The 26,766-nt window shown below is 63.6% G+C and carries 25 protein-coding genes; 17 read left to right on the forward strand and 8 right to left on the reverse strand.

The genetic code is table 11. From position 1 onward, the window contains the following. The 10 genes from BLT65_RS40940 to BLT65_RS40985 form a co-directional block, all read left to right on the forward strand. Positions 1-330, forward strand: a 330-nt coding sequence (locus BLT65_RS40940) for an integrase core domain-containing protein (RefSeq protein ID WP_091789502.1), incomplete at its 5' end; no start/stop codon positions are given. A gap of 367 nt (positions 331-697) precedes the next feature. Beyond that, positions 698-1,738 carry a toll/interleukin-1 receptor domain-containing protein gene (locus tag BLT65_RS40945; protein ID WP_091789505.1) on the forward strand — a complete coding sequence of 347 codons (1,041 nt, stop codon included), beginning with the start codon at positions 698-700 and terminating at the stop codon, positions 1,736-1,738. 333 nt (positions 1,739-2,071) lie between these two features. Further along, entirely contained in the window at positions 2,072-2,758 is a 687-nt protein-coding gene (locus tag BLT65_RS40950; RefSeq protein ID WP_042315205.1) for an NADPH-dependent FMN reductase, read from the forward strand. 395 nt (positions 2,759-3,153) lie between these two features. Further along, the gene (locus tag BLT65_RS40955) at positions 3,154-3,372 is read left to right on the forward strand and encodes a hypothetical protein (protein WP_009769690.1); all 219 of its coding nucleotides are present in this window, start codon (positions 3,154-3,156) and stop codon (positions 3,370-3,372) included. A 137-nt stretch (positions 3,373-3,509) separates the two neighbouring features. Beyond that, positions 3,510-4,415, forward strand: a complete 906-nt coding sequence (locus tag BLT65_RS40960; RefSeq protein WP_091789508.1) for an aminomethyltransferase — start codon at positions 3,510-3,512, stop codon at positions 4,413-4,415. A 90-nt stretch (positions 4,416-4,505) separates the two neighbouring features. After that, complete coding sequence (gene iaaH, locus BLT65_RS40965; protein WP_091789511.1) at positions 4,506-5,960, forward strand: indoleacetamide hydrolase; 1,455 nt, start codon at positions 4,506-4,508, stop codon at positions 5,958-5,960. A gap of 6 nt (positions 5,961-5,966) precedes the next feature. After that, positions 5,967-6,716, forward strand: a complete 750-nt coding sequence (locus BLT65_RS40970) for a CDP-diacylglycerol diphosphatase (RefSeq protein ID WP_091789514.1) — start codon at positions 5,967-5,969, stop codon at positions 6,714-6,716. 138 nt (positions 6,717-6,854) lie between these two features. After that, positions 6,855-7,973: a fatty acid desaturase gene (locus tag BLT65_RS40975; protein ID WP_091789628.1), complete on the forward strand. Its 1,119-nt coding sequence runs from the start codon at positions 6,855-6,857 to the stop codon at positions 7,971-7,973. 919 nt (positions 7,974-8,892) lie between these two features. Further along, on the forward strand, positions 8,893-10,074 hold the full coding sequence (locus tag BLT65_RS40980) for a glycosyltransferase family 9 protein (protein ID WP_091789517.1): 1,182 nt from the start codon (positions 8,893-8,895) through the stop codon (positions 10,072-10,074). 126 nt (positions 10,075-10,200) lie between these two features. After that, on the forward strand, positions 10,201-10,989 hold the full coding sequence (locus tag BLT65_RS40985) for a phosphate/phosphite/phosphonate ABC transporter substrate-binding protein (protein ID WP_091789520.1): 789 nt from the start codon (positions 10,201-10,203) through the stop codon (positions 10,987-10,989). A gap of 22 nt (positions 10,990-11,011) precedes the next feature. On the opposite strand, the gene BLT65_RS40990 is transcribed toward BLT65_RS40985, so the two are convergent. The 4 genes from BLT65_RS40990 to BLT65_RS41005 are packed head-to-tail and all read right to left on the reverse strand — an operon-like array spanning position 11,012 to position 16,700. Next, positions 11,012-13,024 carry an acetyl/propionyl/methylcrotonyl-CoA carboxylase subunit alpha gene (locus BLT65_RS40990; RefSeq protein ID WP_091789523.1) on the reverse strand — a complete coding sequence of 671 codons (2,013 nt, stop codon included), beginning with the start codon at positions 13,022-13,024 and terminating at the stop codon, positions 11,012-11,014. Positions 13,025-13,077: 53 nt separating this feature from the next. Next, entirely contained in the window at positions 13,078-13,863 is a 786-nt protein-coding gene (locus tag BLT65_RS40995) for an enoyl-CoA hydratase/isomerase family protein (protein ID WP_091789526.1), read from the reverse strand. Between the two features lie 28 nt (positions 13,864-13,891). Next, on the reverse strand, positions 13,892-15,499 hold the full coding sequence (locus tag BLT65_RS41000; protein WP_091789529.1) for a carboxyl transferase domain-containing protein: 1,608 nt from the start codon (positions 15,497-15,499) through the stop codon (positions 13,892-13,894). Positions 15,500-15,518: 19 nt separating this feature from the next. After that, the gene (locus BLT65_RS41005; protein ID WP_091789531.1) at positions 15,519-16,700 is read right to left on the reverse strand and encodes an isovaleryl-CoA dehydrogenase; all 1,182 of its coding nucleotides are present in this window, start codon (positions 16,698-16,700) and stop codon (positions 15,519-15,521) included. Between the two features lie 310 nt (positions 16,701-17,010). On the opposite strand from BLT65_RS41005, the gene BLT65_RS41010 reads away from it, so the two are divergent. From BLT65_RS41010 to BLT65_RS41015, 3 genes are all read left to right on the forward strand, one after another. Beyond that, positions 17,011-17,787 carry a TetR/AcrR family transcriptional regulator gene (locus BLT65_RS41010; protein ID WP_042315184.1) on the forward strand — a complete coding sequence of 259 codons (777 nt, stop codon included), beginning with the start codon at positions 17,011-17,013 and terminating at the stop codon, positions 17,785-17,787. Positions 17,788-17,873: 86 nt separating this feature from the next. Continuing rightward, a complete protein-coding gene (locus BLT65_RS47500) occupies positions 17,874-18,029 on the forward strand; it encodes a hypothetical protein (protein ID WP_007743066.1) in 156 nt (51 codons plus the stop codon). 79 nt (positions 18,030-18,108) lie between these two features. Continuing rightward, complete coding sequence (locus BLT65_RS41015; RefSeq protein WP_091789534.1) at positions 18,109-18,480, forward strand: PRC-barrel domain-containing protein; 372 nt, start codon at positions 18,109-18,111, stop codon at positions 18,478-18,480. Between the two features lie 55 nt (positions 18,481-18,535). On the opposite strand, the gene BLT65_RS41020 is transcribed toward BLT65_RS41015, so the two are convergent. After that, the gene (locus BLT65_RS41020) at positions 18,536-19,441 is read right to left on the reverse strand and encodes a LysR family transcriptional regulator (RefSeq protein WP_042315181.1); all 906 of its coding nucleotides are present in this window, start codon (positions 19,439-19,441) and stop codon (positions 18,536-18,538) included. A 111-nt stretch (positions 19,442-19,552) separates the two neighbouring features. On the opposite strand from BLT65_RS41020, the gene BLT65_RS41025 reads away from it, so the two are divergent. After that, on the forward strand, positions 19,553-21,094 hold the full coding sequence (locus BLT65_RS41025; protein ID WP_091789537.1) for an MFS transporter: 1,542 nt from the start codon (positions 19,553-19,555) through the stop codon (positions 21,092-21,094). A gap of 52 nt (positions 21,095-21,146) precedes the next feature. On the opposite strand, the gene BLT65_RS41030 is transcribed toward BLT65_RS41025, so the two are convergent. Next, the gene (locus BLT65_RS41030) at positions 21,147-21,728 is read right to left on the reverse strand and encodes a YMGG-like glycine zipper-containing protein (RefSeq protein ID WP_042315194.1); all 582 of its coding nucleotides are present in this window, start codon (positions 21,726-21,728) and stop codon (positions 21,147-21,149) included. 217 nt (positions 21,729-21,945) lie between these two features. Between BLT65_RS41030 and BLT65_RS41035 the strand changes: the two genes are divergently transcribed. Next, complete coding sequence (locus tag BLT65_RS41035) at positions 21,946-22,479, forward strand: MarR family winged helix-turn-helix transcriptional regulator (protein WP_091789540.1); 534 nt, start codon at positions 21,946-21,948, stop codon at positions 22,477-22,479. After that, entirely contained in the window at positions 22,476-23,690 is a 1,215-nt protein-coding gene (locus BLT65_RS41040) for an MFS transporter (RefSeq protein WP_091789543.1), read from the forward strand. The genes BLT65_RS41035 and BLT65_RS41040 overlap by 4 nt, the downstream gene beginning before the upstream one ends. A 30-nt stretch (positions 23,691-23,720) precedes the next feature. On the opposite strand, the gene BLT65_RS41045 is transcribed toward BLT65_RS41040, so the two are convergent. Together BLT65_RS41045 and BLT65_RS41050 are read right to left on the reverse strand one after the other, a co-directional pair. Beyond that, the gene (locus BLT65_RS41045) at positions 23,721-25,214 is read right to left on the reverse strand and encodes an aldehyde dehydrogenase (RefSeq protein WP_091789546.1); all 1,494 of its coding nucleotides are present in this window, start codon (positions 25,212-25,214) and stop codon (positions 23,721-23,723) included. Positions 25,215-25,311: 97 nt separating this feature from the next. After that, positions 25,312-25,863 (reverse strand): cupin domain-containing protein, encoded by a 552-nt coding sequence (locus tag BLT65_RS41050; protein ID WP_007743050.1) that lies wholly within the window; start codon positions 25,861-25,863, stop codon positions 25,312-25,314. Between the two features lie 438 nt (positions 25,864-26,301). Between BLT65_RS41050 and BLT65_RS48205 the strand changes: the two genes are divergently transcribed. Then, complete coding sequence (locus tag BLT65_RS48205; RefSeq protein WP_039901929.1) at positions 26,302-26,508, forward strand: hypothetical protein; 207 nt, start codon at positions 26,302-26,304, stop codon at positions 26,506-26,508. Positions 26,509-26,766: the final 258 nt, after the last annotated feature.

Consider the following 26,766-nt stretch of genomic DNA (forward strand, 5'->3'; position numbering starts at 1 on the left):
ATGTTCCATTCGGATCAGGGATGCCAGTACACCAGCAACGCTTTCCGGGCCTTCCTCGGCAAGAACCGCATCACACAGAGCATGAGCCGCAAGGGCAACTGCTGGGACAACGCAGTGGTAGAACGCTTCTTTCGAAGCCTGAAGACGGAGCGCGTGAGACTACGTCCATACCCTGACTATCTCACTGCAAAGTCCGATGTCACCGATTACATCGTGACGTTCTACAACCACGAGCGGCTACATTCGGCGGCCGGCAACATGCCGCCCGCCGAATATGAAGTAACCAGCAAGAAAAGAGGGAAAGCAGAAAAAGTGTCCAGGATTACTTGACCACTTCAGTGCCGCCCTGCACAGGGGCGACGCGTGAACCACGCTAACAAAGCGCGGATGCCAGCGAAAACCCAGGCAAACCAAACCGCTGGCGCAGCAAACACCGCCCTCCGGATGCTAGCGCAAACCACAAGCAAACCACACCGCTTGCGCAGCAAAAACACGGCCCTCCGAATGCCAGCACAAAGGCAAAAACACCAAAACAGCCACTGCCTTCCGCCGACACAGTCAGTTAGCATCCGCACATTCCACCATCAATCGCCCACCATGCAACGCTAACCGGACACAGCGCGCTCTGCTTTAATAAAAGAGCATTTGAATTGCAGGATCAGCTCGCCGTTCAACCCGATGAGGGAGGAATCGTTCGATGCGGCCCATTTTCATCAGTTACCGGCGCGAGGATACGGAAGGCCAGGCAGGTCGCCTGTTCGAATCGTTGCGCGAAGTGTTCGGCGAACACACGGTCTTCATGGACGTCGCGACGATCGAGCCCGGCGCCGACTTCCGGCGCGCAATCGAAACGAACATCGACAAGTGCGCGGTGCTGCTGGCGCTGATCGGCAAAACCTGGCTCACCGTGACAGACCGGGAAGGCAAACGGCGCCTCGACAATCCGAGCGACTTCGTACGGCTCGAAACGTCGTCGGCGCTCAAGCGCGACGTGACGGTAATACCCGTGCTGGTGCAGGGCGCGGCGATGCCGCAGGAAGCCGACCTGCCCGCCGATATCAAGGACCTCGCCTACCGCAATGCCTTCGAGCTGACGCACGCGCGCTGGGACAGCGACATGGAACTGCTGATCAAGACATTGCGCACGCACGCAGCCGACGAACCGGGCGATAGCGCGCCCGCCGACACGCCGCACGCGAAACCCACCCCGAACGCAAACGCTGGCAAGCGTCACACACGCATGTGGACGATTGGCGGCGCGGTCGCGGCCGTCGCGCTGATGGGCGTGGTCGTATTGAAGATGTCGGGGGCCGGACACGAGGCAAAAGCGGACACGACCGTTGTCGCATCGCAGCCTGTTCCAACGACGACGACGACCACGGCGACGCCCGGCAATCAGGCGGGCAAAGGCGATCAGATGGTGTCGAAGAAGGCTTTGCAGCGGGCCGCGCACGATCGCGGCGCGTGCGTCAGGCCTTTCGTCTGGCGCCAGGCAGAACCTCGCGACAAAGTGTGCGTGACGCCCGATACGCAACTGCGCATCCTCGCCGAAAACCGGGCCGCCTCCGACAACCGCACGCCGAACGGCGGCGCGTATGGACCGGACACCTGCAAGCCCGGCTTCGTGTGGCGCGCGGCGTTCGACGGCGACACCGTGTGCGTGACGCCCGAATCGCGGCAGATGACCGCCGACGACAATATGCTCGGCGCTCGGCGAATCGTGCCGTTGCCGCAGTAACGCGCGCGGCGCGTTTCCTCAAGCGCAAAAAAAGCCCCGGATTCTTGCGAATCCGGGGCCAATCCCATGTCAAGGAGTTCTCATGGAGGAGACGGTTTCATATTAACGCCCGCCCGTCCCCCTTCCAACGAAGCCTTTTGCACAAGCAATCCACGCCGCCGGGCGCAGCCGATAACCCTTCCGCCGTTATATCGTTAGAACAAAAAGTCGTTTCCTGCTGGTACGATCGGTCACTAACATGGCGGTTCAGGTCCAGAGGCCCGTTCGCATGGGACACGCCAAACGTGTCGAACATGCACCCGGCCGGCCGCCACTGCAGCAAGGAGCTTGAAGTTGACCCGTTTCGACCAGAACCGCCGCCCGCTCGTGATCGGCATCGGCGGCACCACGCGCGCTGCATCGTCTACTGAACGCGCGCTCGGCTTTGCGCTGCGCGGCGCGGAACAGGCGGGCGCACGTACGCGTCTGTTTGGCGGCACGTTCCTGCACAGCCTGCCGCACTATGCGCCCGAAAGCACCCAACGCACCGCCGAACAGATCGAATTGATCGAGGCCGTCCGTCACGCCGACGCCCTCATCATCGCGACACCCGGCTATCACGGCGGCGTGTCGGGCCTCGTGAAAAATGCGCTCGACACGCTCGAAGAACTGCGTGCCGACGAGCGCCCATACCTCGACGGCCGCGCGGTCGGCTGCATCGTCACCGCGTATGGGTGGCAGGCGGCGGGCTCGGTGCTGACGTCGCTGCGCTCTATCGTTCACGCGTTGCGCGGCTGGCCGACGCCGTTCGGCGCGGGCATCAACACGCTCGAAACGCGTTTCGAATCCGCCGATACCTGCTCCGATCCGAAGGTGGTCGAACAGCTGTCGATAGTCGGCCAGCAGGCCTCGCAGTTCGCGCTCGCGTTCCGCTCGCATCACGCCTCACATCACGCGGACGGCGCATCCGCGGCGTCCGCAACTTCGGCGACTGACGCCGACGAAACGCGACACAAGCGCGTTCTCGCACTGGCGACCTGATTCGCCGCTTCCGCTTGCGCAATGCCACGTGCCGCCTCGAAGCGGCGCGTGTCATTGCGAATGCGCGCTAACGCCTCTTCACTGCTCACGCCGCGCCATCACACTGTGCAGCCGCAGCGCCCCGCTGCGTGCGCTGGCCAACATGCGCCGCAACGCGATCGTGGTCCAAACAACAGACCCGGCTGCCCTCGCCGCCGCATCATCGCGACAACGCACGCGATAACGCCTCATCCAGATCCCCGCAGACCGTTCCCTGGCCGCCCGTGATTTGCTTGCGACGAATGATTGGTTCACGCGCTCCACGGCCCAGCCTACGCTAGTCCCTGCCCGCTTCGATTAACTGATCGCCGTGCTGCGCGCAATCCGTCGCGGGGAGGCGATCGAACATGAAACAGATGAACAGACATATCCGCTACAAGGGCTACGAAGTGGCCCCCGCTGCACAGCGCCTGCCCAACGGGCTCTTCGCTGCGAACCTCACCATCGAGAAAGCCACGGCCGCCAGCGGCGGGCACGCCTATTCGTTCGACGCGCTCGACTATTTCTTCGACGAAGAGCACGCGCTTGCGTATGCGTTCCGGTGGGGCCGGCTGTGGATCGACAGCCATCAGTAAGCACGCAGATCCATTGCAATTTTTGACGCAATGCAGCGCCTAAAGGCGTGCGGCAGCACGGCGCATGCCCGCTCGACGCCACAAATTAACGGGTTATGACAGAATAGGCGGAATAACTGATCACGTTTCCGCCTGACATGTCAGACACCCTGATAACAGATGCAGAGGCCGCTCACGATCACGCGCTGCGCAACTGGACCTTCGATGGCCACGCACGCATGCGTGTCGGCTCCGACGAACACAAGCAGATGTTCTGCCGGATGCTTCTCGAAACGCATAACCCTTACAAGCCGGCCGTTATCGACTGGCCGCAATTGCAGCCCGATGCGCTGAAGCGCATCACCTCCCTGCCGATCTGGGACATCGCCGTGCAAACGGAAGGCCGCGCGTCGATTCGCGTCGCCACGTACGCCGCGCAGGTGCAGGACCCGCTGATACGCGAAGCAATCGAAATGGACGCGGCTGAAGAAGCGCGTCACAAGCACGTTTTGTCGCGACTGGTCGCCGCCTATGGCATCGAGCTCGCGCCCGAGCCGGAGTATCCCGCACCGCGCGACGCCGAATGGGCATGGATGTTCACCGGCTACAGCGAGTGCATCGACAGTTTCTTTTCGTTCGGGCTGTTCCGCTCCGCGCAAACGTCGGGCTATTTCCCGGAAGAACTGGTCGAAACCTTCGAGCCCGTGATTCAGGAAGAAGCGCGCCACATTCTCTTTTTCGTCAACTGGGTCGCGTGGTATCGCCGCACGATGCCTTGGTGGCGGCGTCCGTGGCACTCGCTGCGCGTCGGCGCGATCTGGATCAAGCTGATCTGGGACCGCGTCGCGATTGCGAAGGGCATCGACTCGAACGGCGTCGCGCACGACTCGAACTTCCTGCCCGCCAACAGCTCGACGATCGGCCAGGCACTCTCGACGCGTCAGCTGATCGAACTCTGTCTCCAGGAAAACGACCAACGGATGGCCGGCTACGACAAACGGCTCGTCCGTCCGACGCTCGTTCCCGCGCTCGCGCGCCTCGCGCTGCGCTTCATACGCAAGTAACCCGCGCAGACAAGCAAGCGCGTGAACGTGCCCCGCGCCTGCGCACGCGGGCGCATCCACGACACGTACCAATCGAGGGAGACAGACCACATGCAATGGACCGTCGATGAGCAACTCGCGCTGACGGCAACGCAGGCCGTCGCCGCCATCCAGTCCGGGCGGCTCGACGCGCTCGACTATGTCGCGACCCTGCTCGCGCGCGCCGCCGCGCTCGACACGCTCAACGCGTTCACCGCGATCGACATGGAAGGCGCGCTTGCCGCCGCGAAACGCATCGATGCGCTCCCGCCCGACGAAAAAGCCCGGCTCCCGCTCGCGGGGCTGCCCGTCGTCATCAAGGACAACATCAACACGGCGGGTCTGCTGACCTCGGCGGGCACGCCCGCGCTCGACGGCTTCAAGCCGAAAACCGACGCGCCCTCCGTGCGCAAGCTGATCGACGCGGGCGCGATCGTGCTCGGCAAGACCAACATGCACGAACTCGCGTTCGGCATCACGAGCGCGAATCTGGCCCCGCACGCAGGCGTCGTGCGCAATCCTTACGACCCGTCGCTGATCGCGGGCGGCTCGTCGGGCGGCACGGCCGTCGCCATCGCCGCGCGCGTGTCGCCCGCCGGACTCGGCAGCGACACGGGCGGCTCAACGCGTATTCCCGCCGCGCTGACGGGGATTGCGGGCTTTCGGCCTTCCGTGGGCAACGGCGGCGCCGAGCGCCGCTATCACGACCCGCAGGCCGTCGTTCCGATCAGCCACACGCGCGATACCGTCGGACCGATGGCGCGCACGGTCGCGGACATCGCGCTGCTCGACGGTGTGATTACGGGCGACACCGCGCTGCCCGATGTGCCACTGTCGACGCTGCGCATCGGCTTGCCTGAACCGCTGTGGGCCGAACTGGAACGCGCGACGGAAGAGGTTGCGCGCGCCGCGCTGAAGACACTCGAAGCGGCGGGCGTCACGTTCGTGACCGTCGCGATGCCCGACCTGCTGCAGCTGAACGAGCAGACGGGCGGCCCGATCGCGATCCACGAGGCGCTCGACGATGTGCGCGACTACCTCGTCGCCAACGATGCGCCCGTCCAGACGGTCGGCGAGCTGGCAGCGCACATCGCCAGCCCCGATGTGCGCAACATCTACGACGTCGTGCTGGCAGGCGCGCTGGCCCAGCACTATCCGGACGCGATGAATACTTGGCGTCCGCAATTGCAGCGGCACTATGCGGACACGTTCGCGGCCGAGCGCCTCGACGCGCTGCTCTTTCCGACCACGCGCCTCGTCGCCGTGCCGATCGACGAAGTGAACGGCTCGTCCGTCGTGTCGATCGACGGCGCGCCCGCCATCGACGAAATGACCGCCTATCTGCGCAATACCGATCCCGCCAGCAACGCCGGCATTCCGGGCCTCTCGCTGCCCGCGGGCCTGACGCAGGACGGCTTGCCCGTGGGCATCGAACTGGATGGACCGCTTGGCAGCGACCGCCGGCTGCTCGCCATCGGCATCGCGTTCGAAGCGCTGCTCGGCACGGTCCCCGCTCCGACTATCTGACACCTCATGACCCGACCACGCATCAGGCACCTCGCGGCGCTTGCCGTCGCGCTGTGGACGTCCGGCTGTGCGCTCATCGCCGCCGCTGATCCCAACGCACTCTGGAACATCGTCGACCATCAGTGCGTGCCCGCCGCGCGCGCGTCGGGCGGCGCGGGTTTCTGTACGGCCGTCAATCTGCCCGGACACTACGCGATCCTCAAGGACATCAACGGCAACACGCAATATTTGCTGATTCCGACGGACCGCGTGACGGGCATCGAAAGCCCGAGCGTGCTCGCCGCCGATGCGCCCGACTACTGGGCCGACGCGTGGGCCGCGCGGCAGTACGTCGGCTCGCGCATCGGCCTGACGTTCCCGCCCGATCAACTCGGCCTCGAGATCAACTCGCAGTTCCGCCGCACGCAGAACCAGTTGCATATTCATATGGACTGCATGCAGGACGACATCATCAAGGACCTCGCGCGCTTTCGCACCGTCGAGCCGGGCCAGTGGCACTGGACGAAGCTCGACGGCAGCGCGTACCGCGTGATGCGCGTGCTGTCGCTGACGGGTGACAACGACCCGTTCCGCATCGTCGCGCGTGACCGGCAAGGCAGCGACGTGATGGCGCAGCAGACCATCCTCGTGACGGGCGCCGGGCCGAAAGACAGCGACGGCTGGCTGGTCGTCAACAGCGGCCTCGAACTCGACGACGGCAGCGGCACAGCGGAAGGCATGCTCGATCACGCGTGCAGAATCGGCATGCATCAGTAAAAGCGCTGAGCATTTGTTCAATTCGCACGTATAACAGACGCCAAATCCGCTTTACTCACAAGCTTTGCCGAACAAATTGGTTCGGCGGCGGCGGACGCGCCTTTAGGATCGGTGAACTGCAATACGACCGATCCGCCGATGTCTTTCTATCTCGACGACGCACAACGCCACACGCTCACGCAGCGTCGCAACAGCTTCACATGGCGCACCGAATGGCCGACGTGGCTTCTGATCGGCGCGATCTACGGCGGATGGTTTTTCATCGCGAGTCACGCGCGTGGGTTTGGTCTGAGCATTGCGATTCCGCTGCTCGCCGTGTTCAGCGCGTGGTACATGTCGCTTCAGCATGAGCTGCTGCACGGGCATCCGACGCGCTCGCCGTTCGTCAACGGGCTGATCGGGTTTGCGCCGCTCGCCGTGTGGTTTCCGTATCGCGTGTATCGGGATCTGCATTTGCAGCATCACGATGATCCGCATCTGACGCATCCCGAAGTTGATCCTGAAAGTTATTTCGTTAGTCGTGAGGCTTGGCGGCAGGCGGGCGTGCTGACGCGTGTGCTGCTGATTGCGCGGAATACTTTTGTGGGGCGGCTGCTGCTCGGGCCGGCGTTTTCGATTGCGGCGACTTCGACGCAGGCATTGCGGAAGGTTGCGCGGGGTGATTGGGCTGATGTGCCTGCGTGGGTCGCGCATTTTGTGGCGCTTGCCGGGTTGGTTGTTTGGCTTGATCGTCAGTGTGGGATCGCGCCTTGGATGTTCGTTGCAGGGGTGGGGTATCCGGCGCTGGCGTTGAGTTCTGTGCGTTCGTTTCAGGAGCATCGCGATGCGGATTTGCATGAGCATCGGTCAGTGATCAATGAGGCTGCCTGGTTCTGGCGTTTGCTGTTTCTGAACAATAACTATCACCTCGTGCATCACGACTTGCCGCATGTGCCGTGGTTTGCTTTACGCAAGGTTTATGTCGCGTCTCGTGTGCAGTATGTTCAACGGTCTGGCGGGTTTCTGGTTAAGGGCTATAGCGAATGGGCCAGGCAGTATGCGTTTGCTGTGGCCATGCGGCCTGTGCATGGGGATTTGTCTCGCGGTGCGCGGTTTGGTCGGCCTGCTGCTGCGGCTGCGTTTGACACGTTTTCAGGTGGGTTGCAAGCGCCGTTGCGGGTGACCAGTACGACGCCGGTTGCCAGGCGTGAGGCTCGCGGATCCGCTAATGGCGAACGTGATGCCCCGAGGCACGGTCGATATGAGTCGAGATCGTGATTTTGTTTGGCTTTGTTTTCGCTGGCATCCGCGTTTTGCCTTCGTGGCGCGGTTGGTTTGGTTTTATGGGGTGTTCGCTGGCATCCGCGTTTTGTTAGCGTGCTTCACGCGTCGCCCCTGTGCGGGGCGGCACCTACTTTTCTTTGCCGCCGCAAAGAAAAGTAGGCAAAAGAAAGCGGCTCACACCGCCAGCACGTGTGTTTGCCTGAGGGCCCCCAAAGGTTCTTACGCTTCACACGGCAATCATGTGACCCATGTTCGTTGCCAGCGCTCTTGCGCTGCGCCTCACCCGCTTCATATGTCCGCGTTGCAGCACGCCTTGCCAGACAGTCCACGGCCGCCCAGGTGGCAAACTGTGTGTAGGCCCCTTGTGCTCCACACGCATCACTTCGGACCGATAGCGCATGCGTCCCACCCTGTAAGAGCGCTACCCTGTACGACGCGACAACCTACACACAGTTTGCCACCTGGGCGGCACATACCGTTCGCTGCCGTGAGCCCGTGTACGGGTGTTTGAAGCGGGTGAGACGCACATTCAAAGCGTTGGCAACGCAGGCAAACAGAAAGGCTGCCGTGTGAAGCGTAAGACCCTGTGGGGGCCCTCAGGCAAACACTAGCACTGGCGGTGTGAGCCGCTTTCTTTTGCCTACTTTTCTTTGCGGCGGCAAAGAAAAGTAGGTGCCGCCCCGCACAGGGGCGACGCGCGAAGCTAGATAACAAAACGCGGATGCCAGCGAAAACCCAGGCAAACCAAACCAACCGCGCCACGAAGGCCAAATCGCGAATGCCAGCGCAATGGCAAAAAAACCACCACATTGAATTGACCGAATAAACCGGAACCTCGGCGTTTCCACACGCCCACAACCCGTCACAATCAACCGCATATCGGGCAGCCTTGCACGCGAGGAGAATGCGATCCATGGACTGGAAGAACCTTCTAATCGAATCGCCCGTCTGGCTGATGGCCCGCGTCCATCCGCCACGTTTCGACCCGCGCCGCGACACTCCACGCGAAATTCTCGTGCTCCGGCCCAACGATTTCGGCGAACTGCTCACCACCACCCCGCTCTTCGAATCGCTGCGCAAGCAGTTTCCGTCGACGCGCCTGATCGCCGGTATCGGCAGTTGGGGCCGCCCAATCCTGGAGAACAATCCGTATATCGACGAAATCGTCGAACTCGATGCGCCCTGGAACAACAAGATCGTCGCGGACCGGTCGCACAAGAACGTCTTGCGCTTCCTGTGGAAGTCCCCGCAGATCGCCGCGCTGCGCGCGCGTGGCGGCTTCGACGTCGCGATCGACGTGCTAGGCAGCTACATGGGCGCGCTGCTGATGATGCGGCTCGGCGCGCGCTACCGCATCGGCGTGCGCGGCTATCGCGGCGGCTGGAGCGGCTGTCAGGCCCACGTCGTCTACGCGCGACGCCAGGCCGGACGCGCAGCGCTCGCGCAAGGCGAATTGCTCGGCGCGACAGCGTTGCCCGAAGTGCGGCCGCAACTATTTCTGACCACCGACGAACGCGCACGCGCCACGCAACTCTGGATGACAAACCCGCCAGCAGGTCGGCCCACCGTGCGCATCGTCGCCGGCGTCGGTGCCGGCGTGCCCACCAAGGCGTGGCCCGCGCGCGAGCTGGGCGCGGCGCTCGCGCAAACCGCCCAGGCGCTGGAACAGCAAGGACACGCGTGCGAAGTCGTGATCGTCGGCAGCGCGGCGGATCAGGCCCGCGCGGCCGAGGCCATCGCCGCAGCCGGTCCGGGCGTGTCCGTTCGCTCCGTCGCGGGCGAGGCCCCGATGCGCGTCATGTTCGCGATCGTCGAGCAGGCGGACGTTGTACTGACGAACTCGACGATGCTGATGCACGTGGCAGCTGCGTTCCGCCGTCCAACGGTCGCCGTCCTCGGCGGCAGCATCACGAAACCCGATGTACACGACGCGATATGGGGTTATCCGCCACCCTATCTGAGCGTCACGCCCGAGAAATCCGCCGACGGTCAGCGGCTGAAGGATTGGCCGGAGGTCGGGCGCGTCGTGCAAGCGGTGTTGCAGTCCGTCGCCACGGTGGACGCGCCGCGCACGAGCCTCGACGCTGCGGCCTGACGGCGCGAGCGCGGTTTCGTCGATGATGCCGCTCAGCGTCGTCCGCGCCGTCACGATTGGCGCAACAAGGTGATCGCGTGACGACCCACGCTACCCGCAGACCGATCCGCGTTTAGAATCGCCTGCATGAACCAGATCGCCGCCCTGCCGATGTACAACGTCTCGCCCGCGCTCGCCGCCGACTGGCACGCGCTGCTAGCGGACGTGTTACGCCATGTCGAGCCTCGCGCCGCGATCGTCGAACCGGACGATCTGCACGCGTTCTGGCGACGCCCCGACTTGCTGCTGTCGCAGACCTGCGGTTATCCGTACGTGCTCGGGTTGCACGAGCATGTGCAATTGATCGCGACGCCGCGATTCGATGCGCCCGGCTGCGAAGGCGCGAACTATTCGAGCGTGCTCGTCACGCGTGACGACGCCCCGTTCGACTCGATCGAAGCCTGTCGCGGCGCGCGCGCCGCCTTCAACTCCACCGATTCGAACAGCGGCTATAACGCATTGCGCCACACAGTTGCGCCGCATGCGAAGAACGGCAGGTTCTTCGGCGCAACGCTGGAGACGGGATCGCATCTCGGCTCGCTGCGCGCGATTGCCGAAGATCGCGCCGACCTTGCCGCGATAGATTGCGTCACGATGGCCTTCGCGCGCGACGCGTATCCTGAACTGACGGGCAGCTTGCGCGAAATCGGCTACACGCGCTCGTCGCCGGGACTGCCGTTGATCGCGTCGACGCATGTCGCGCCTGAACAGGCCGACGCACTGCGTGACGCGCTCGACGAAGCCGTCACGGCGCAACCCGAGCGCGCGCAACGACTCAAGCTCAAAGGATTTTCGCGCTTGCCGCCCGAAGCTTACGAAAGCATCCGTCAAATGGAAAACGAGGCGCGCGTAGCGAACTACGCGCGCCTCGCATGACGCTTCGTCGAAAACCCGCGTCTTATTCGACGTCCAGCACCAACAACTGCGCACCGTCGGTGACCTGATCGCCGACTGCGTACAGCACCTCCGCCACCTTGCCGGCTGTGGGCGCGCCGATGGTGTGCTCCATCTTCATCGCTTCCATCACGATGAGCGGCTGCCCTTTCTCCACCACGGCGCCCTGTTCGACCAGCACCGCGATCACCTTGCCCGGCATCGGCGCCGTGAGACGCCCTTCGCCATGCTCGGCATCGGCTGCATGCGCGAGCAGGTTCTGCCATTCGAAGGCGAGCGCGTCGCCGCGGCAGAACACATGGAACGTATCGCCATCGACAAACACACGGCCCGTCACATGCGCATCGCCGATCGTCGCGCCATATTCATGCTTGCCCGCGCCCGTCCACCACTTGAAGGGCTCGGTGCGGCCATCGTGCGTGAGGGTCCGCGTCTCGCCGTCGCGCGAGAAAACCACCGCAAACGCAGCCTCTTTCTCGACGTCGCGCCAGTTGAGCGTCTGCGTATAACCGCCGTTCAGGCGCCAGTGCGATAGCGCATCCCACGGCGACGCGCCGTGCGCGACACCGCCTTCTCGCGTCAATAGCGCGCCGCATGCAAGCGCCAGCGCTTCGAGGTACGGCTTCTTCACAGGCGCGAACAACGCATCGTGATGACGCTCGATCAACCCCGTATCGAGATCGCCCGTCGAAAACGGCACGCTCGCGACGATACGCTGCAAGAATTCGACGTTCGTATGCGGGCCGACCACCTCGCAGCCGCGCAGCGCCTGGCTCATACGCTTCAGCGCTTCTTCACGGCTTGCGCCATGCACGATCAGCTTGGCGATCATCGGATCGTAGAACGGCGTGATCGTATCGCCCTCGCGCACGCCGCTGTCGATACGCACGGGCGCGCGCTCGCCGCCCGCGCCAAGCGAAAACTCCACGCCTTCCGGCATGCGCAGATGCTTCAACGTACCCGTCGACGGCAAGAAGCCGCGCGCCGGATGCTCGGCGTAGATGCGCGCTTCGATCGCATGGCCTTCGATTCTCAGTTGATCCTGCGCGAGCGGCAGCGGCTCGCCCGCCGCGACACGCAACTGCCATTCGACGAGATCGAGCCCCGTCACCATCTCTGTCACAGGGTGCTCGACCTGCAGACGCGTGTTCATCTCCATGAAGTAGAACTCGCCGCCTTCCGTCATGATGAACTCGACCGTGCCCGCGCCGACGTAATTCACCGCGCGCGCCGCCGCCACAGCGGCCTCGCCCATCGCGCGCCGCACATGCGGCTGCAAGCCAGGCGCGGGCGCTTCTTCGAGTACTTTCTGATGACGGCGCTGCACCGAGCAGTCGCGGTCGAACAGATAGACGGCACCGCCGTGCTTGTCGGCGAACACCTGCACTTCGACGTGACGCGGACGCGTCAGATACTTTTCAATCAGTACGCGATCGTTGCCGAAGCTGCTCGCGGCCTCGCGCTTGCACGACGCCAGCGCGGCGTCGAATTCCTCAGTGCGCGTCACCACGCGCATGCCCTTGCCGCCGCCGCCCGCGCTCGCCTTCAGCAGCACGGGATAACCGATCTCATCGGCCTGGCGATGCAGCAGATCGGCGTTCTGATCGTCGCCGTGATAACCCGGCACGAGCGGCACGGCGGCCGAATGCATCAGCGCCTTCGCAGCGGCCTTCGAACCCATCGCGGCAATCGCCTCGACAGGCGGCCCGATGAACGCGATGCCCGCCTTCTCGCAAGCGTGCGCGAAGTCTTCGTTCTCCGACAAAAAGCCGTAGCCGGGATGCACGGCCTGCGCGCCCGTCGCGATGGCCGCCTCGATGATGCGTTCGACGCGCAGATAGCTTTCCGCCGCCGTCGAGCCGCCGATATGCACGGCTTCGTCGCACGCGGCGACATGCTTTGCGTTCGCGTCGGCGTCGGAATAGACCGCGACGCTCGTGATGCCGAGCCGCTTGCAGGTCGCGGCGACGCGGCAGGCAATTTCGCCCCGGTTCGCAATCAGGATCTTGTTGAACATGAGGTGTCTCGATGGGTGTTGTTCTGTGCCGTGGCGACGTTCAAAGCGCGCGGTTAAACCCGCCACGAAGGCGAGCGCTTCTCAAGAAACGACGCGACGCCTTCGCGCCCTTCCGCGCCCGCGCGCGTCTTCGCAATGCGCGCGGCCGTGTCTTCAATCAACGCCGCGCTGATCTCGCGGCCGGCGATATCGTGTACGAGTTGCTTGCACGCCTTCACCGCTTGCGGTCCGTTCGCGCACAACGTGGCCGCGAGTTGCTGCACGGTTTCGTCGAGCTTGTCAGCGCTCACGCTTTCGGCGACGAAGCCCAGGCGATGGGCCGTCGCGCAATCGAATGCTTCAGCCGTCATGAAGTAACGGCGCGATGCCTGCTCGCCGAGCGCGCGAATCACGTACGGCGCGATCGTCGCGGGAATCAGGCCGAGGCGCGCTTCGGACAGGCAGAACTTCGCGCTATCCACTGCAACGACGATGTCGCACGCCGAGATCAGGCCCATGCCGCCCGCGTAAGCGTCGCCGTTCACACGCGCGATCACCGGCTTGTTGCAGCGGTAGATCGACGCGAGCATGTCGGCAAGACGCATTGCGTCGGCGCGGTTCTCGTCGTCCGAGTAACCGGCCATCTTCTTCATCCAGTTCAGGTCCGCGCCCGCGCAGAACGCCTTGCCGCTCGCCGCGAGCACGACGGCGCGCACGTCGTCACGCTCGTTCAGCGCGCGAAACACCGACGTGAGTTCCGCGATCATCGCTTCGTTGAATGCGTTGCGCACGTCCGGGCGATTGAGCGTGACGGTGGCGACCTGCTGGTCAAACGCAACGGTCAGGTTCTCGTATTGCATGGTCGAAGCTCCTTTCGCTGCGCCGCCGTTACATGCGGAACACGCCGAAGCGCGTGTCCTCGATCGGCGCGTTCATTGCCGCTGACAAACCGAGGCCCAATACGTCGCGCGTCTGCGCAGGATCGATCACGCCGTCATCCCACAAGCGGGCGCTCGCGTAATACGGATGACCTTGATGCTCGTACTGCTCGCGGATCGGCTGCTTGAACGCTTCTTCCTGCTCGGCCGTCCACGTGCCGCCCTTCCCTTCGATACCGTCGCGCTTGACGGTGGCGAGCACGGAAGCCGCCTGCTCTCCGCCCATCACCGAGATGCGCGCGTTCGGCCACATCCACAGGAAGCGCGGCGAATACGCGCGGCCACACATGCCGTAATTGCCCGCGCCGAACGACCCGCCGATGATCACCGTGAACTTCGGCACCTTCGCAGTGGCGACGGCCGTCACCATCTTCGCGCCGTTGCGCGCAATGCCTTCGTTCTCGTACTTGCGGCCCACCATGAAGCCCGTGATGTTCTGCAGGAACACGAGGGGTATCTTGCGCTGCGCGCACAGTTCGATGAAGTGCGCGCCCTTCAATGCCGACTCGGAAAACAGAATGCCGTTGTTCGCGACGATGCCGACGGGATGACCCCAGATGTGCGCGAAGCCGCACACGAGCGTCGTGCCGTAGCGCGCCTTGAATTCATCGAACGCGGAATCGTCGACGATACGCGCGATCACTTCGCGGATATCGAAGGGCTTGCGCGTATCGACGGGAATCACGCCGTAGATGCTCTTCACGTCGTAGCGCGGCGGCTTCGGTTCCTGCATCGTGACGGGCACGTCCTTGCGCCGGTTCAGATTGCCGACGATGCTGCGCGCAGTCGCCAGCGCGTGCGCATCGTTTTGCGCGAGATGATCGACGACACCCGACAGACGCGTATGCACGTCGCCGCCGCCCAGATCTTCCGCGCTGACCTCTTCGCCCGTCGCCGCTTTGACGAGAGGCGGGCCGCCCAGAAAAATCGTGCCTTGATTCTTGACGATGATCGACTCGTCGCTCATCGCGGGGACATAGGCGCCGCCCGCCGTGCATGAACCCATCACGACGGCGATCTGCGGAATGCCTTGCGCCGACAGGTTCGCCTGGTTGTAGAAGATGCGGCCGAAGTGATCGCGATCGGGAAACACCTCGTCCTGGTTCGGCAGGTTCGCGCCGCCCGAATCGACGAGATACACGCACGGCAAGTGATTTTCTTCGGCGATTTCCTGCGCGCGCACGTGCTTCTTCACGGTCACGGGATAGTAGGTACCGCCCTTCACCGTCGCGTCGTTGCAGACGATCACGCACTCCTGACCCGCAATGCGCCCGATGCCCGTAATCACGCCCGCGCCCGGCGCGTCGTCGTGATACATGCCGAATGCCGCGAGTTGCGACAGTTCGAGAAACGGCGTGCCGGGGTCGAGCAGTTGGGCGATGCGATCGCGCGGCAGCAGCTTGCCGCGCGACACGTGCTTGTCGCGCGCGGCGGGACCGCCGCCCAGCGCGAGCTTGCTGATCTTCGCCTTGAGGTCTTCGACGAGCACTTCGAGCGCGGCCGTGTTGGTGCGGAAATCGTCGGAGCGCGGGTTCAACTTCGATTCGATGATCGGCATGTTGTGTTTTCCGTAGCTCTTACATCGTTTCCGCAAACAGCTCGCGGCCGATCAGCATGCGGCGGATTTCGCTCGTGCCCGCCCCGATTTCATAAAGCTTCGCGTCGCGCCACAGACGCCCGACGGGATACTCGTTGATATAACCATTGCCGCCGAGAATCTGGATCGCCTCGCCCGCCATCCACGTGGCCTTTTCCGCCGTGTAGAGAATCACGCCCGCGCAGTCCTTGCGCACCTGGCGCACGTGCGCCGTACCGATCGTATCGAGCTGACGGCCCACTGCGTACAGATACGCGCGACACGCCTGCAACGTGGTGTACAGATCCGCAACCTTGCCCTGGATCAGCTGGAATTCGCCGATCGACTGACCGAACTGCTTGCGGTCGTGGATATACGGCACGACGGCATCCATCACCGCCATCATGATGCCCGTCGGCCCACCCGCGAGCACGGCGCGCTCGTAGTCGAGGCCGCTCATCAGCACCTTCACGCCGCCGTTCAGCTCACCGAGAATGTTCTCTTCCGGCACTTCGACGTTCTCGAACACCAGCTCGCCCGTGTGCGAGCCGCGCATGCCGAGCTTGTCGAGCTTCTGCGCGACGGAAAAGCCCTTCATGCCCTTCTCGACGATGAACGCCGTGATGCCGCGCGGACCGGCTTCGATATCCGTCTTCGCGTAGACGACGAGCGTGTCGCAGTCCGGGCCGTTCGTGATCCACATCTTCGTGCCGTTCAGCACGTAGCGGTCGCCCTTCTTCTCGGCGCGCAGCTTCATGCTGACCACGTCCGAGCCGGCATTCGGCTCGCTCATCGCCAGCGCGCCGATATGGTCGCCCGACACCAGCTTCGGCAGGTACTTTTCTTTTTGCGCCTCGGTGCCGTTGCGGTGAATCTGGTTCACGCACAGATTCGAGTGCGCGCCATACGAGAGCCCGACCGATGCCGACGCGCGCGAGATTTCCTCCATCGCGACCATGTGCGCGGTGTAGCCCATGTTCGCGCCGCCGTATTCCTCGGAGACCGTCATGCCGAGCACGCCCAGATCGCCGAACTTCTTCCACAGGTCCATCGGGAACTGGTCGGTGCGGTCGATCTCGCCCGCACGCGGCGCGATCTCCTTCGCCGCAAACGACGCGAGGCTGTCGCGCAGCATCTCGATCTCTTCACCAAGCGGGAACTGCATACCGGGCAAGTTGCTCATGTGTGTCTCCAGGAGTTCGTGGCGGGCGGGTCACGCGTGTCGTGGCGTATAGCGCCGCCTCGCATCAGGCAATTTTTCTGAGCCGGACTCAGCCGGCTGGTTCGCCGCGCCTTTGGCTTCCATCGTCATTCATACGACATGTGCGGCCGCGCGGCAGTACAGAGCGCATTTCACTCCAGATTTACGTAAGCGTCAATCGGTATTTTTGAGTATCACTCAAAAACCGTGAAGTACACGCTGAATGGGCTGCCAGCGTGGTAGTATCGGCCGCAACGGAGCCCTTCCGCTCCGAAATCTGAACTGGACTCATATGATGGGCGTAGCAAGGGCCGAGGTGTCGGGATCGCGCCGCCAGCCGGCGGGCCGCAAGTCGCAGCAACGCGTGAAGGAGATTCTTCAGGCGGGCCGCGACGTCTTCTCCGAAAAGGGCTACGAACGTGCGACGACGGCGGAGATCGCGCAGCGGCTCGGCATTTCCGAGGCCACGGTGTTCAGCTACTTTCGCGGCAAGCGCGAGCTGTGCGCGCGCGTGATCGGCGACTGGTACGACGAGATCATCGAAGCAATCGAGTCGGGCCTGCCGCGCGACGGCAGCATCCGCCAGCAGTTCGCGTTCATCGTGCGCACGCATTTGCGGCTGATGCTGGTCAACGGCACGGGGTTGTGCGCGCTCGTGCTGTCGGAAGGCCGCACGCGTCAGCACGAACTCAGCGAAGAACTGACGGGCCTGCAGCGCCGCTACACCGCGCCGCTGATGCGCGTGCTGTCGCATGGCCAGCAGACGGGCCAGATCCGCTCGGACGTGCCGCTGCGCCTGCTGCGCTCGCTCGTCTTCGGCCCGATGGAACACGTGCTGTGGGACGCGACGCTCGGCAATCGCCGCACCGATATCGACGCCACGGCGGACCGCCTGATCGACGTGCTGTGGTCCGCCTTGCAGCCGCCCGACGCGTCGCTCAGCGCGCTCGCGCAGTTCCGCCAGGAAGTGGGCGAAGCGGCGCGCCGCCTGGCCGAAGCGGAAGCCGCACATCAGCAGAAAGCGAAGCAGGCCGCGCCCGAGCGCATCAACACAGGCGAAGACGCCTGAGCCTCCGCGTCGCACCAGGCGCCCGGCCGGGTGCGCAACTTGCTGACGATGTTGATGCCAGCAACGCAACCCAAGAAGGCCCGGCCATGTCAACCACGCCCAACGAAGGCGAAAATCCGATCCGCCCCGACCAGTCCGATGTCGTGCAGACCGATCTGCCGGATGTCGGTCCGTCGCAGGACCCGGACGCGCCGCCGCTCGATCCCGACGTCAACCCCGATTACGAAGACGACAAGCCCTAGAACAGGCGCGTTCGTCGACAACATCGAATGCCAGGGAGGGAGGATCATCGTGCAACACGTATTCAACAGAACATGTCAGATGGGCGTCGCGAGCTTGCTGGCCGCGCTCATCTCGACAACGGCACTCGCGCAAGGCGCGCCGCAATCGGTCACCGAGCGCCGCACGGAAGTCATGCAGACGGGCAGCGGCTTTCGCGCCTCGAAGCTCGCGGGAACGAGCGTTTATAACCGCGACAAGGACAAGATCGGCACCATCGACGACCTGATCCTTTCGCCGACCGATCACACCGCGTTCGCGATTCTGTCGGTGGGCGGCTTTCTCGGCATGGGCAAGCACTACGTCGCCGTGCCCTTCAGCGATCTGCAGATCACCGCCAAACAGGTGACGATGCCGGAGGCGACCAAGTCGTCGCTCGAAGCGTTGCCCGAGTTCAAGTACGCGCCGGACTGAGCATGGAAACCTTCGGCCGCTTCGCATCGGACATGCGAAGCGGCCAGTTTCATCGTCATTCCTGGATCAGCGCGGGAATCTCCTCGACTAGCGCGTCGATCGCGCAACGCACCTTCGACGCCATGTAGCGCGTCTGCGGCCACACGACGTTGATCTCCAGCGGCGGCAAACTGCAACACCCCTTGACCAGCGCGAGTTCGCCCGACTTCACGTAGCGCGCGAGCAGCCATGACGGCAGGCGCGCAAGCCCAAAGCCAGCAATCGCTGCGGCGGCAATCGCCTGCACATCGTCCATGCTCAGATGCGGGTTGATGTTCACGCGCATTGGCTGGCCTTCGTCGTCCAGGAAATCCCACTGCGCGAGCGCGCCGCCCCGCGCATACACGATGCCTTCGAGCCCATGCATCTCGTCGAGCGACGCGGGCATGCCGTGCCGCGCAAGATACGACGGCGCCGCGCCGACGCAGGTGTACTGCGCGCCCAGCCGCCGCGCGGCGAGACTTGTGCTGTCGCGCAACTCGCCGATGCGCACGGCGAGGTCGAAACCTTCCTCAACGAGATCGACCATGCGGTCGCTGAACGACATGTCGATCTGCAGCTTCGGATGCCGGCGCGTCAGATTCATCAGCACGGGCGCGACGCACAACTGGCCGAAAGCCAGCGGCAGGCTCACGCGAAGCCGGCCGCGCGGCGCGCGCCGTCCGCCTTCGAGTTCGGCCTCGGCCGCTTCGAGTTCGGCTAGCGCGCGCACGCAACGTTCGTAGTACGCCTGGCCATCTTCCGTGAGGCTCTGGCTGCGCGTCGTGCGATGAATCAGGCGTACGCCGAGCCGCGTCTCCAGACGCGCAATCACCTTGCCGACGGCCGAGCGCGTCAGGTTCAGACGTTCGGCTGCCAACGCAAAACTGCCCGCTTCGACGACCTGCACGAAGGTCGCCACGCCATCGAGCCGGTCAGTCATCGCGCCGCCTGATTGGTTCCGTATAGGCCGCATTCATGGGAATTCACCTCGTCAATCGGGACAGATATTCCCGATATATTACCGCTCATCTATCGCAACGGTATCCATCTCATGCAACCATTTCGTCCGCGCAAGAACACCCTTGCGCTGCTTGCCGCCTGCCTTTCGTCGTTGATGTTCGGCCTCGAGATTTCCAGCGTCCCCGCGATCCTGCCGGCGCTCGAACATCTGCTGCACGGCGACTTCAAGGACATGCAGTGGGTCATGAACGCGTACACGATTGCCTGCACGACGGTCCTGATGGCGACGGGCACGCTCGCGGACCGCTTCGGCCGCAAGCGCGTGTTCATCGTCAGCATTGCGCTGTTCGGCGTTACGTCGCTGCTGTGCGGGCTGGCGACGAACATGGCCGTGCTGATCGCGGGCCGCTTCTTGCAAGGCGCGAGCGGCGGCGCGATGCTGATCTGTCAGGTCGCCGTGCTGTCGCATCAGTTCCAGCAGGGACACGAGCGCGTCAAGGCGTTCGCCGCGTGGGGCATCATCTTCGGCATCGGACTGGGGTTCGGGCCGATCATCGGCAGCGCGACGGTCGCGCTGACCGGCTGGCAATGGGTGTTTCTCGTGCATGCGCCGCTGGCGCTCGCGACCATCGTGCTCGCCATCAGCGGCGTGAGCGAATCGCGCGATCCGCATGCGCAGAAGCTCGATGTTGCAGGCATCGTGACCTTGTCGCTAGCCGTGTTCGGCGTCGCCTTCTACATCACACAGGGGGCAGACTTCGGCTTCGCAAGCCTGCCCGCGCTTGGCATCGTCGCAGCGAGCGCGCTCTGCCTGATCGCGTTCTTCGTCGCCGAGAACATGAGCGCGCATCCGATGTTCGACTTCTCGGTGTTTCGCATCCGCAAGTTTTCGGGCGCGCTGATCGGATCAGCCGCGATGAATTTCAGCTTCTGGCCTTTCATGATCTATCTGCCCGTGTACTTTCATAACGCGCTCGGCTATGACGACCTGCATGCGGGGCTCGCACTGCTCGCCTATACGCTGCCTACGCTGGTCGTGCCGCCCGTCGCGGAACGTCTCGCGCATCGTTATCAGCCGGGTTTCGTGATTCCCGGCGGGCTCTTCACGATCGGGCTCGGTTTCATGCTGATGCTTATCGGCAGCGGCGCGGAGCACGCCAGCTGGATGACGATGCTGCCCGGCTGCGTGATTGCTGGCGTCGGACTCGGCCTCACCAACACGACCGTGACGAACACGACGACGGGCGCCGTGTCGACCGCACGCGCCGGCATGGCCTCGGGCATCGACATGAGCGCGCGGATGATCTCGCTCGCCATCAACATCGCGCTGATGGGGTTCGTGCTGGTGGCGGGCGTCGCTGCGTCTCTGTCGCGCGCGTGGTCAGGCGCGCAGGACGCCGCGCAGATTCACGCGACAAGCGCTGCGATTGCAGCGGGCCATGTCGTCGCGCTCGACGGCAAGATCGCGCACGATGCGCTCGTACACGGCTTCGGCTGGGTGATGCTGTATGGAGGCGTGGGCGCGTGGCTGCTCGCGGCGGCGAGCTTCGTGACGTTCGGCGCGATGACGAACCCGACCCGTTCGAAGCTGCAAGAGGCGCGCGCGGCGACATCGGCGCAACGCACGGATTGATACAAAAAAGCGTGAGCGCGGATGACGCGCTCACGCTTTCCAGACGTGCAGATCAGTAATAAGGATACGGTGCGTAAACGGCGCCCGGCGGGGCATAGTAATAAGGACGCGGCGCGTAATAGACAGGCCCCGGCGCATAGTACGCAGGCGGCGTCGCATAGACGGGCGCCTGCGGTTGCGAGATGGTGTTGCCCTTCGACGTCATGCACTGCGCGTAAGCCGCGTCGTAGCGCGCCTGCAGGCCATATGCCGAGTAAGACGCGCCGTTCGCGCCCGTCGCGCCGCCGACCAGCAAGCCGCTGCCCGCGCCGATTGCCGCGCCGGCACCCGGATTGCCCGCTGCCGCGCCGATCAGCGCGCCGACGGCCGCGCCGCCCAGCGTGCCGACAGCCGCGCTGCCCACCGCGTTGTTGGTGGCCGCCTGCGATGCACCATTGGCGTCCGTGCTGCGGTACGCATAGTCACGGCACGCGTAGTCGTCCTGCTGGAACTGTTCGAGCGGCTCGCCCTTGCGCGGCAGCGCAACCACGCTCGGCCCGCTGGGCGGGATGACGGCACAACCGCCCATTGCGAGCAACACCCCGACGAGGATCGTCGGCATTGCGACCTTTCTTGTGACCTGAGTCTTGTTCATGTTCGTCGACCTGCCAATGAAAAATGCCAATGTCCAATAGAAGAACAATAGTCCAACAGACTTAGACTTGAGTTACGAATGCGTTACTGGATATTTCTGCACTTTGACCTGGCGCAACGCGCAAAAAGTAAAAAAGGGTCAGCGGAATTCAGCTTGAAATCGCAGCCCGATATGTGCATCATGCACATATGCACAATGCACACATTTAGGGGACGCGATGACCCGGCGCATGGAAAATCTGCTCGGCGTGCTCGCCCTTCTGGTGACGGACGAACTGAACGCACAACCCAGCATTCCCGCGCTGGCCGGTTCGACCGCACGCGCAATGCTCAATGCGATCGGCCAGTACCCTGACTCGTCGATCGAACTGCTGCGCGATGCCGTGGATCTCTCGCATCCCGCCGCCGTGCGCGCGGTGGCGGGACTCGTCGACGCAGGCCTCGTCGAAAAAAAGGCGGGCAGCGACAAGCGCTCGGTTGCGCTGGCTCTCACGGCTACAGGGCGCCGCGAAGCGAACCGCTTGCGCGCCGCGCGCGGGCGCATGCTCGAACGCATCGCTGCGAGGCTCGATGAACGCGAGCGCGACGTGCTCGAAAATCTGCTCATCAAGATTCTCTGGAACGAAACGCGCGATTCGCCGCACGCGATGCAGCTTTGCCGCTTCTGCGACGACAAGCCATGCCTGAAGGCGGGCTGCCCCGTCGAGTGCCGCGAACAGGGGCTGCCGATGCCCGAGCGGAGCGCGTCATGAGCGCCGCCAATATAGACGCGATCCGCTTGAACGCTCCGCCCGTGCGCTGGCGCGCAGTGGCCGCGCTGACAGCCGTCTCGACGCTCTCGCAGATCGGCCAGTTCGGCATCGGCTTCATGGTCCTGCCCGTGTGGCTCGCGCATCAGGGGCTCGACGCGCCGCGCGCCGGACTTTTCGCTGCGGCGCAATGGGCGGGCATGTTCGTCGGACTGCTGTTTGCGCCGCGTCTGATCGAACGGATCGGATCGAAGCTGACGGTGTCGCTCGGGCTCGCCGCTTCGCTGATCGCGTATGCATCGTTTGGCGCCTTGTCGTGGCCTGCGTGGATGTTGCCCGGCATGCTGACGGGACTCGGCATCGGCTTGCGCTGGATCGCGAACGAAACCTGGCTTTATAGTCTCGTGCCCGCCGACAAGAGCGGCAAAGTGGTCGGCGTTCACGAAACCTTGATCGCATCAGCGGGCGTGCTTGCGCCGGCGCTCGCGGTCTACGGTGGCGTGAGCGGCACATTGGTGTTCGTGTCGGGTTCGCTGCTGACGCTCGCTGCCGCTGTTCCGTTGTGGCTCACCCGTTCGTCCGCGCCTCAAGCTGTATTGGAGCCACAGGTGGCTCGCGGCAAGCGCCTCGAACTGGGGCCGATCGTTTGCCTCGGCCTCGTTACGATTGCCGTCGGCGGCATCGGAGACGGCGCGCTCTACGGGCTCTTTCCGCTCTTCGCCGACAGCCGCGGACTCACGGCCACGCAAACCGCGACGATGCTCGCCTGCTTCGGTATCGGCGGCATGGTGCTGCAGTTCCCCGTTGGTTGGCTGGCGGATCGCGCCGGTCTCGCGGCAACGGTGATCGTCTGCGCGTTGACCAGCACGGCGGCTATCGTGGCGTTTTCTTTCGCACCGTCCGCGTCGATTGCGTATTTCGGAGCCGCGCTGCTGCTCGGCGGCATGAACAGCGCGTACATCACACTCGGCATGTATGCCGCCGCGTGCAGCGACAAACTGGCAATAACCCGCAACATGCGCTTACTGTCGCTCGCCTTCACTGCATGCTCGATCGCCGGGCCGCTGTTTGCCGGGTCGGCGATGAAGGCGCTCGGCAACGATCTGTTGATGTGGCAACTCGCGATCATGAGCGGCGCGCTCATGATCTATACGCTCGGCATGCGTGAAGGGCACCGGCAGGCGCGGCAGCGCGCGCCTTCGGCCTCTTCCTGATAACCGAGGGGGGCGCGCACAGCGTTTCGTTCAACGCAAACGCACCAGCGTCGACTTCAGCTCCGTGTACTTTTCGAGCGCATGCAACGACTTGTCGCGGCCATTGCCCGACTGCTTGTAGCCGCCGAACGGGAAGTTCATATCGCCGCCTTCGTCATAGCAATTGACCCACACGGTGCCCGCGCGCAGACGCCGCGACACTTCATGCGCCGTCGTCAGGTTTGCTGTCCACACGGCGGCGGCGAGACCGTAGTCGCTGTCATTGGCGATCTGCACGGCTTCGTCGATCGTATCGAACGTGATCACCGACAGCACCGGCCCGAAGATCTCTTCACGCGCGATCTTCGCATCAGGCTTCGGCACATCGAAAACAGTCGGCTCGATATAGAAGCCGCCGCTTTCCTGCTGCACGCGCGCGCCGCCATGCAATAGCTTCGCTTCGACCCGCCCTGCTTCGATATAACCCAGCACGCGATCGAGCTGCACCTGATCGACGATCGCGCCCATCGACGTCTTCGGGTCCAGCGGATTGCCCGGCGCATAGCTGCGCGCTGCTGCCACCAGCTTGTCGAGGAACACGTCCTTGATGTCGCGATGCACGAGCAGACGTGAACCTGCCGTACACATCTCGCCCATGTTGTAGAAGATCGCGCCCGCTGCCGTCTTAGCCGCGCGATCCAGATCCGGGCAATCAGGCAGCACGATGTTCGGCGACTTGCCACCCAGCTCCAGCCACACGCGTTTCAGGTTCGACTGCCCAGCGTATTGCATGATCAGCTTGCCGACATTCGTCGAACCCGTGAACGCGAGGCAATCCACGTCGTGATGCAGCGCGAGCAGCTTGCCAGGCTCGCCGCCACCCGGCACCACATTGAATACGCCTGCGGGAATGCCCGCTTCATGCGCGAGTTGCGCAACACGAATCGCCGTCAGCGGCGATTTCTCCGAAGGCTTGAGCACGACGCTATTACCCGCCGCGAGCGCAGGCCCGAATTTCCACGATGCCATCAGGATCGGGAAATTCCACGGCACTACGGCGGCGACGACGCCGAGCGGCTCGCGCGTCACGAGACCGACGAGATGATGATCCGCGGGCACGACCTCACCGCCGACCTTGTCGATCGCTTCCGCAAACCATTCAACGCAATACACCGCGCCCGGCACGTCGACGCTGGTCGTGTCGCCGATCGGCTTGCCCGCATCGAGTGTTTCGAGCAACGCGAGTTCGTCGAGATGCTCGCGCATCAGCGCCGCCCATTTGAGCAGCTTCGCTTTACGCTGACGCGGATTGAGGCCGGACCAGATGCCTGTGTCGAACGCTTGCCGCGCGGCGCGCACGGCCGCATTCACGTCGGCCTCGCCGCAATCGGCTACTTTCGCAAGGACCTTGCCGTCGATAGGACTCACGCAGTCGAACGTGCGCCCGCTTTCGGCCGGCCGATACTCGCCGTCGATAAACGCGCGCCCTTCGATTGCGAGCGTCGCTGCCTTTTCCTGCCAGTAAGCCAATGTCGTCTTGTCCATCAGGATGCCTCAATGTTATGCGTTCAGCGCATTGCATATGGCATGCGCGATGCGATGCTGCGCGAAACGCGTTGACGCGAAGCGGCGTGCGAAAAAATCAGAAAGTGGGCGGCGAATTGGCCGACACGACTTCGCACACCTGCTGCGCGCTGGGATTGCGAAAACGATGCGGTAAGCGGCTTTCGAAGTAATAGCTGTCGCCGGGGTCGAGCAGCCACGTCGTACTGTCGACGGTCAATTCAAGCTGACCGCTGACCACGACGCCGCCCTCGTGCCCTGCGTGTTGCAACATTTCCGGGCCCGTATCCGCGAGCGGCTGATACACCTCGCGCATGATGCCCATATTGCGATCCTTGACACTCGCGCCCGCCAGATAGAACTCGATCTGCTCATTGCCGAGATTCGGCATCTCCGCGCGGCGCGACACCACGGTGCGGTCGGCCTCGATTTCAAATGTGAAGAATTCGGCGAGACTCATCGGTATGCATTCGAGCAGCTTCTTCAGCGAGCCGACGGAAGGACTCACGCGGTTCTGCTCGATCAGCGAAATCGTGCCGTTCGTCACGCCCGCCCGTTTCGCCAGCTCCCGCTGCGAAAGACCGTGCTTTTTACGGATGTACTGCAGGCGGGTTGCCACTTCAATTGACATCGACGCACTCATGGAAACGGGTAGTACTTCACGAAAAGAGCGGCATACGAATAGCACGCGCGTGTGTTGAATATTCTAATCACTTTAAATTCACCGCCTCTGGGGAAAACCCTGAAAGCGAAACGAAATTTTTACGCATCTACAGGCTTCAAAGTGGACTTTATTGCGCATAGATAGCTCAGGGTAAGCCCTCATCAAACTTTCGTAAAAAGACTTTGACGGCCTTTTTGACTCGTATATCCTGAACTACAGGTCGATGTTTCCTGATTCGATTACTCGCTGCGGCAGCCCGATTCATCGCAGAAGCAGTGGGTAAAGAATGCGTTACGGGTAACAACCTGTCGTCCCGTTTCTTTAAACGTTCGACGCGTTTTCCGAACGGGGCGTTCAATACTTTCAACGTGCCAGTCGAGTGTAATCGTGAGAGTCCGAGGCCCTTTGGTTAGGTGGGATCGTAGTCAGTTCGCGAGGTGTCTTCGCGCTGACAACGCCATCGCCGACGGCAGCAACGGCAGGCTTGCGTTTCGCCGCTTTCTGTCCGTCTTCACGATCCTGTCGCGCCGTTCCGTCCGTCGTCACAACTCCATTTCAGCGCGTGCGTTCATCGCGGTTCATACCGACGAAGTCGCATCGCTCTTGCCCTAGCGCCTTTCCATCTGTCGCTGTCAGGCCCGCTTGCGGGTCGATGCTTCGCACGCGTTATCGCGCTGCGTGTTCGGTTGCGCTCGTCCCCAAGTCGGACACGCGCCGTTGCACGCCTGCGATTGCACGCAGCGGAGCAAACCGGACAGCGTATCTGTTTGCTACGCGCGGCGCGATCCGCTGACGACGCTGCCACGCAAGCATCCTTCCAGTAGCTTTGCGCTCCGCGCATGGCTGCGGAATCGTGCCGCGCGTACGCAC

Source organism: Paraburkholderia steynii (assembly GCF_900100565.1).
Classification (GTDB): Bacteria; Pseudomonadota; Gammaproteobacteria; order Burkholderiales; family Burkholderiaceae; genus Paraburkholderia; species Paraburkholderia terrae.

What these genes read in the sequence shown, in the direction of transcription:
- BLT65_RS40945 (WP_091789505.1), top strand. Translation starts at nt 698, where the DNA reads ATGCGGCCCATTTTCATCAGTTACCGGCGCGAGGATACGGAAGGCCAG.
- BLT65_RS40955 (WP_009769690.1), top strand. Translation starts at nt 3,154, where the DNA reads ATGAACAGACATATCCGCTACAAGGGCTACGAAGTGGCCCCCGCTGCA.
- BLT65_RS40960 (WP_091789508.1), top strand. Translation starts at nt 3,510, where the DNA reads ATGTCAGACACCCTGATAACAGATGCAGAGGCCGCTCACGATCACGCG.
- iaaH (WP_091789511.1), top strand. Translation starts at nt 4,506, where the DNA reads ATGCAATGGACCGTCGATGAGCAACTCGCGCTGACGGCAACGCAGGCC.
- BLT65_RS40970 (WP_091789514.1), top strand. Translation starts at nt 5,967, where the DNA reads ATGACCCGACCACGCATCAGGCACCTCGCGGCGCTTGCCGTCGCGCTG.
- BLT65_RS40975 (WP_091789628.1), top strand. Translation starts at nt 6,855, where the DNA reads ATGTCTTTCTATCTCGACGACGCACAACGCCACACGCTCACGCAGCGT.
- BLT65_RS40980 (WP_091789517.1), top strand. Translation starts at nt 8,893, where the DNA reads ATGGACTGGAAGAACCTTCTAATCGAATCGCCCGTCTGGCTGATGGCC.
- BLT65_RS40985 (WP_091789520.1), top strand. Translation starts at nt 10,201, where the DNA reads ATGAACCAGATCGCCGCCCTGCCGATGTACAACGTCTCGCCCGCGCTC.
- BLT65_RS40990 (WP_091789523.1), bottom strand. Translation starts at nt 13,024, where the DNA reads ATGTTCAACAAGATCCTGATTGCGAACCGGGGCGAAATTGCCTGCCGC.
- BLT65_RS40995 (WP_091789526.1), bottom strand. Translation starts at nt 13,863, where the DNA reads ATGCAATACGAGAACCTGACCGTTGCGTTTGACCAGCAGGTCGCCACC.
- BLT65_RS41000 (WP_091789529.1), bottom strand. Translation starts at nt 15,499, where the DNA reads ATGCCGATCATCGAATCGAAGTTGAACCCGCGCTCCGACGATTTCCGC.
- BLT65_RS41005 (WP_091789531.1), bottom strand. Translation starts at nt 16,700, where the DNA reads ATGAGCAACTTGCCCGGTATGCAGTTCCCGCTTGGTGAAGAGATCGAG.
- BLT65_RS41010 (WP_042315184.1), top strand. Translation starts at nt 17,011, where the DNA reads ATGATGGGCGTAGCAAGGGCCGAGGTGTCGGGATCGCGCCGCCAGCCG.
- BLT65_RS47500 (WP_007743066.1), top strand. Translation starts at nt 17,874, where the DNA reads ATGTCAACCACGCCCAACGAAGGCGAAAATCCGATCCGCCCCGACCAG.
- BLT65_RS41015 (WP_091789534.1), top strand. Translation starts at nt 18,109, where the DNA reads ATGGGCGTCGCGAGCTTGCTGGCCGCGCTCATCTCGACAACGGCACTC.
- BLT65_RS41020 (WP_042315181.1), bottom strand. Translation starts at nt 19,441, where the DNA reads ATGACTGACCGGCTCGATGGCGTGGCGACCTTCGTGCAGGTCGTCGAA.
- BLT65_RS41025 (WP_091789537.1), top strand. Translation starts at nt 19,553, where the DNA reads ATGCAACCATTTCGTCCGCGCAAGAACACCCTTGCGCTGCTTGCCGCC.
- BLT65_RS41030 (WP_042315194.1), bottom strand. Translation starts at nt 21,728, where the DNA reads ATGAACAAGACTCAGGTCACAAGAAAGGTCGCAATGCCGACGATCCTC.
- BLT65_RS41035 (WP_091789540.1), top strand. Translation starts at nt 21,946, where the DNA reads ATGACCCGGCGCATGGAAAATCTGCTCGGCGTGCTCGCCCTTCTGGTG.
- BLT65_RS41040 (WP_091789543.1), top strand. Translation starts at nt 22,476, where the DNA reads ATGAGCGCCGCCAATATAGACGCGATCCGCTTGAACGCTCCGCCCGTG.
- BLT65_RS41045 (WP_091789546.1), bottom strand. Translation starts at nt 25,214, where the DNA reads ATGGACAAGACGACATTGGCTTACTGGCAGGAAAAGGCAGCGACGCTC.
- BLT65_RS41050 (WP_007743050.1), bottom strand. Translation starts at nt 25,863, where the DNA reads ATGTCAATTGAAGTGGCAACCCGCCTGCAGTACATCCGTAAAAAGCAC.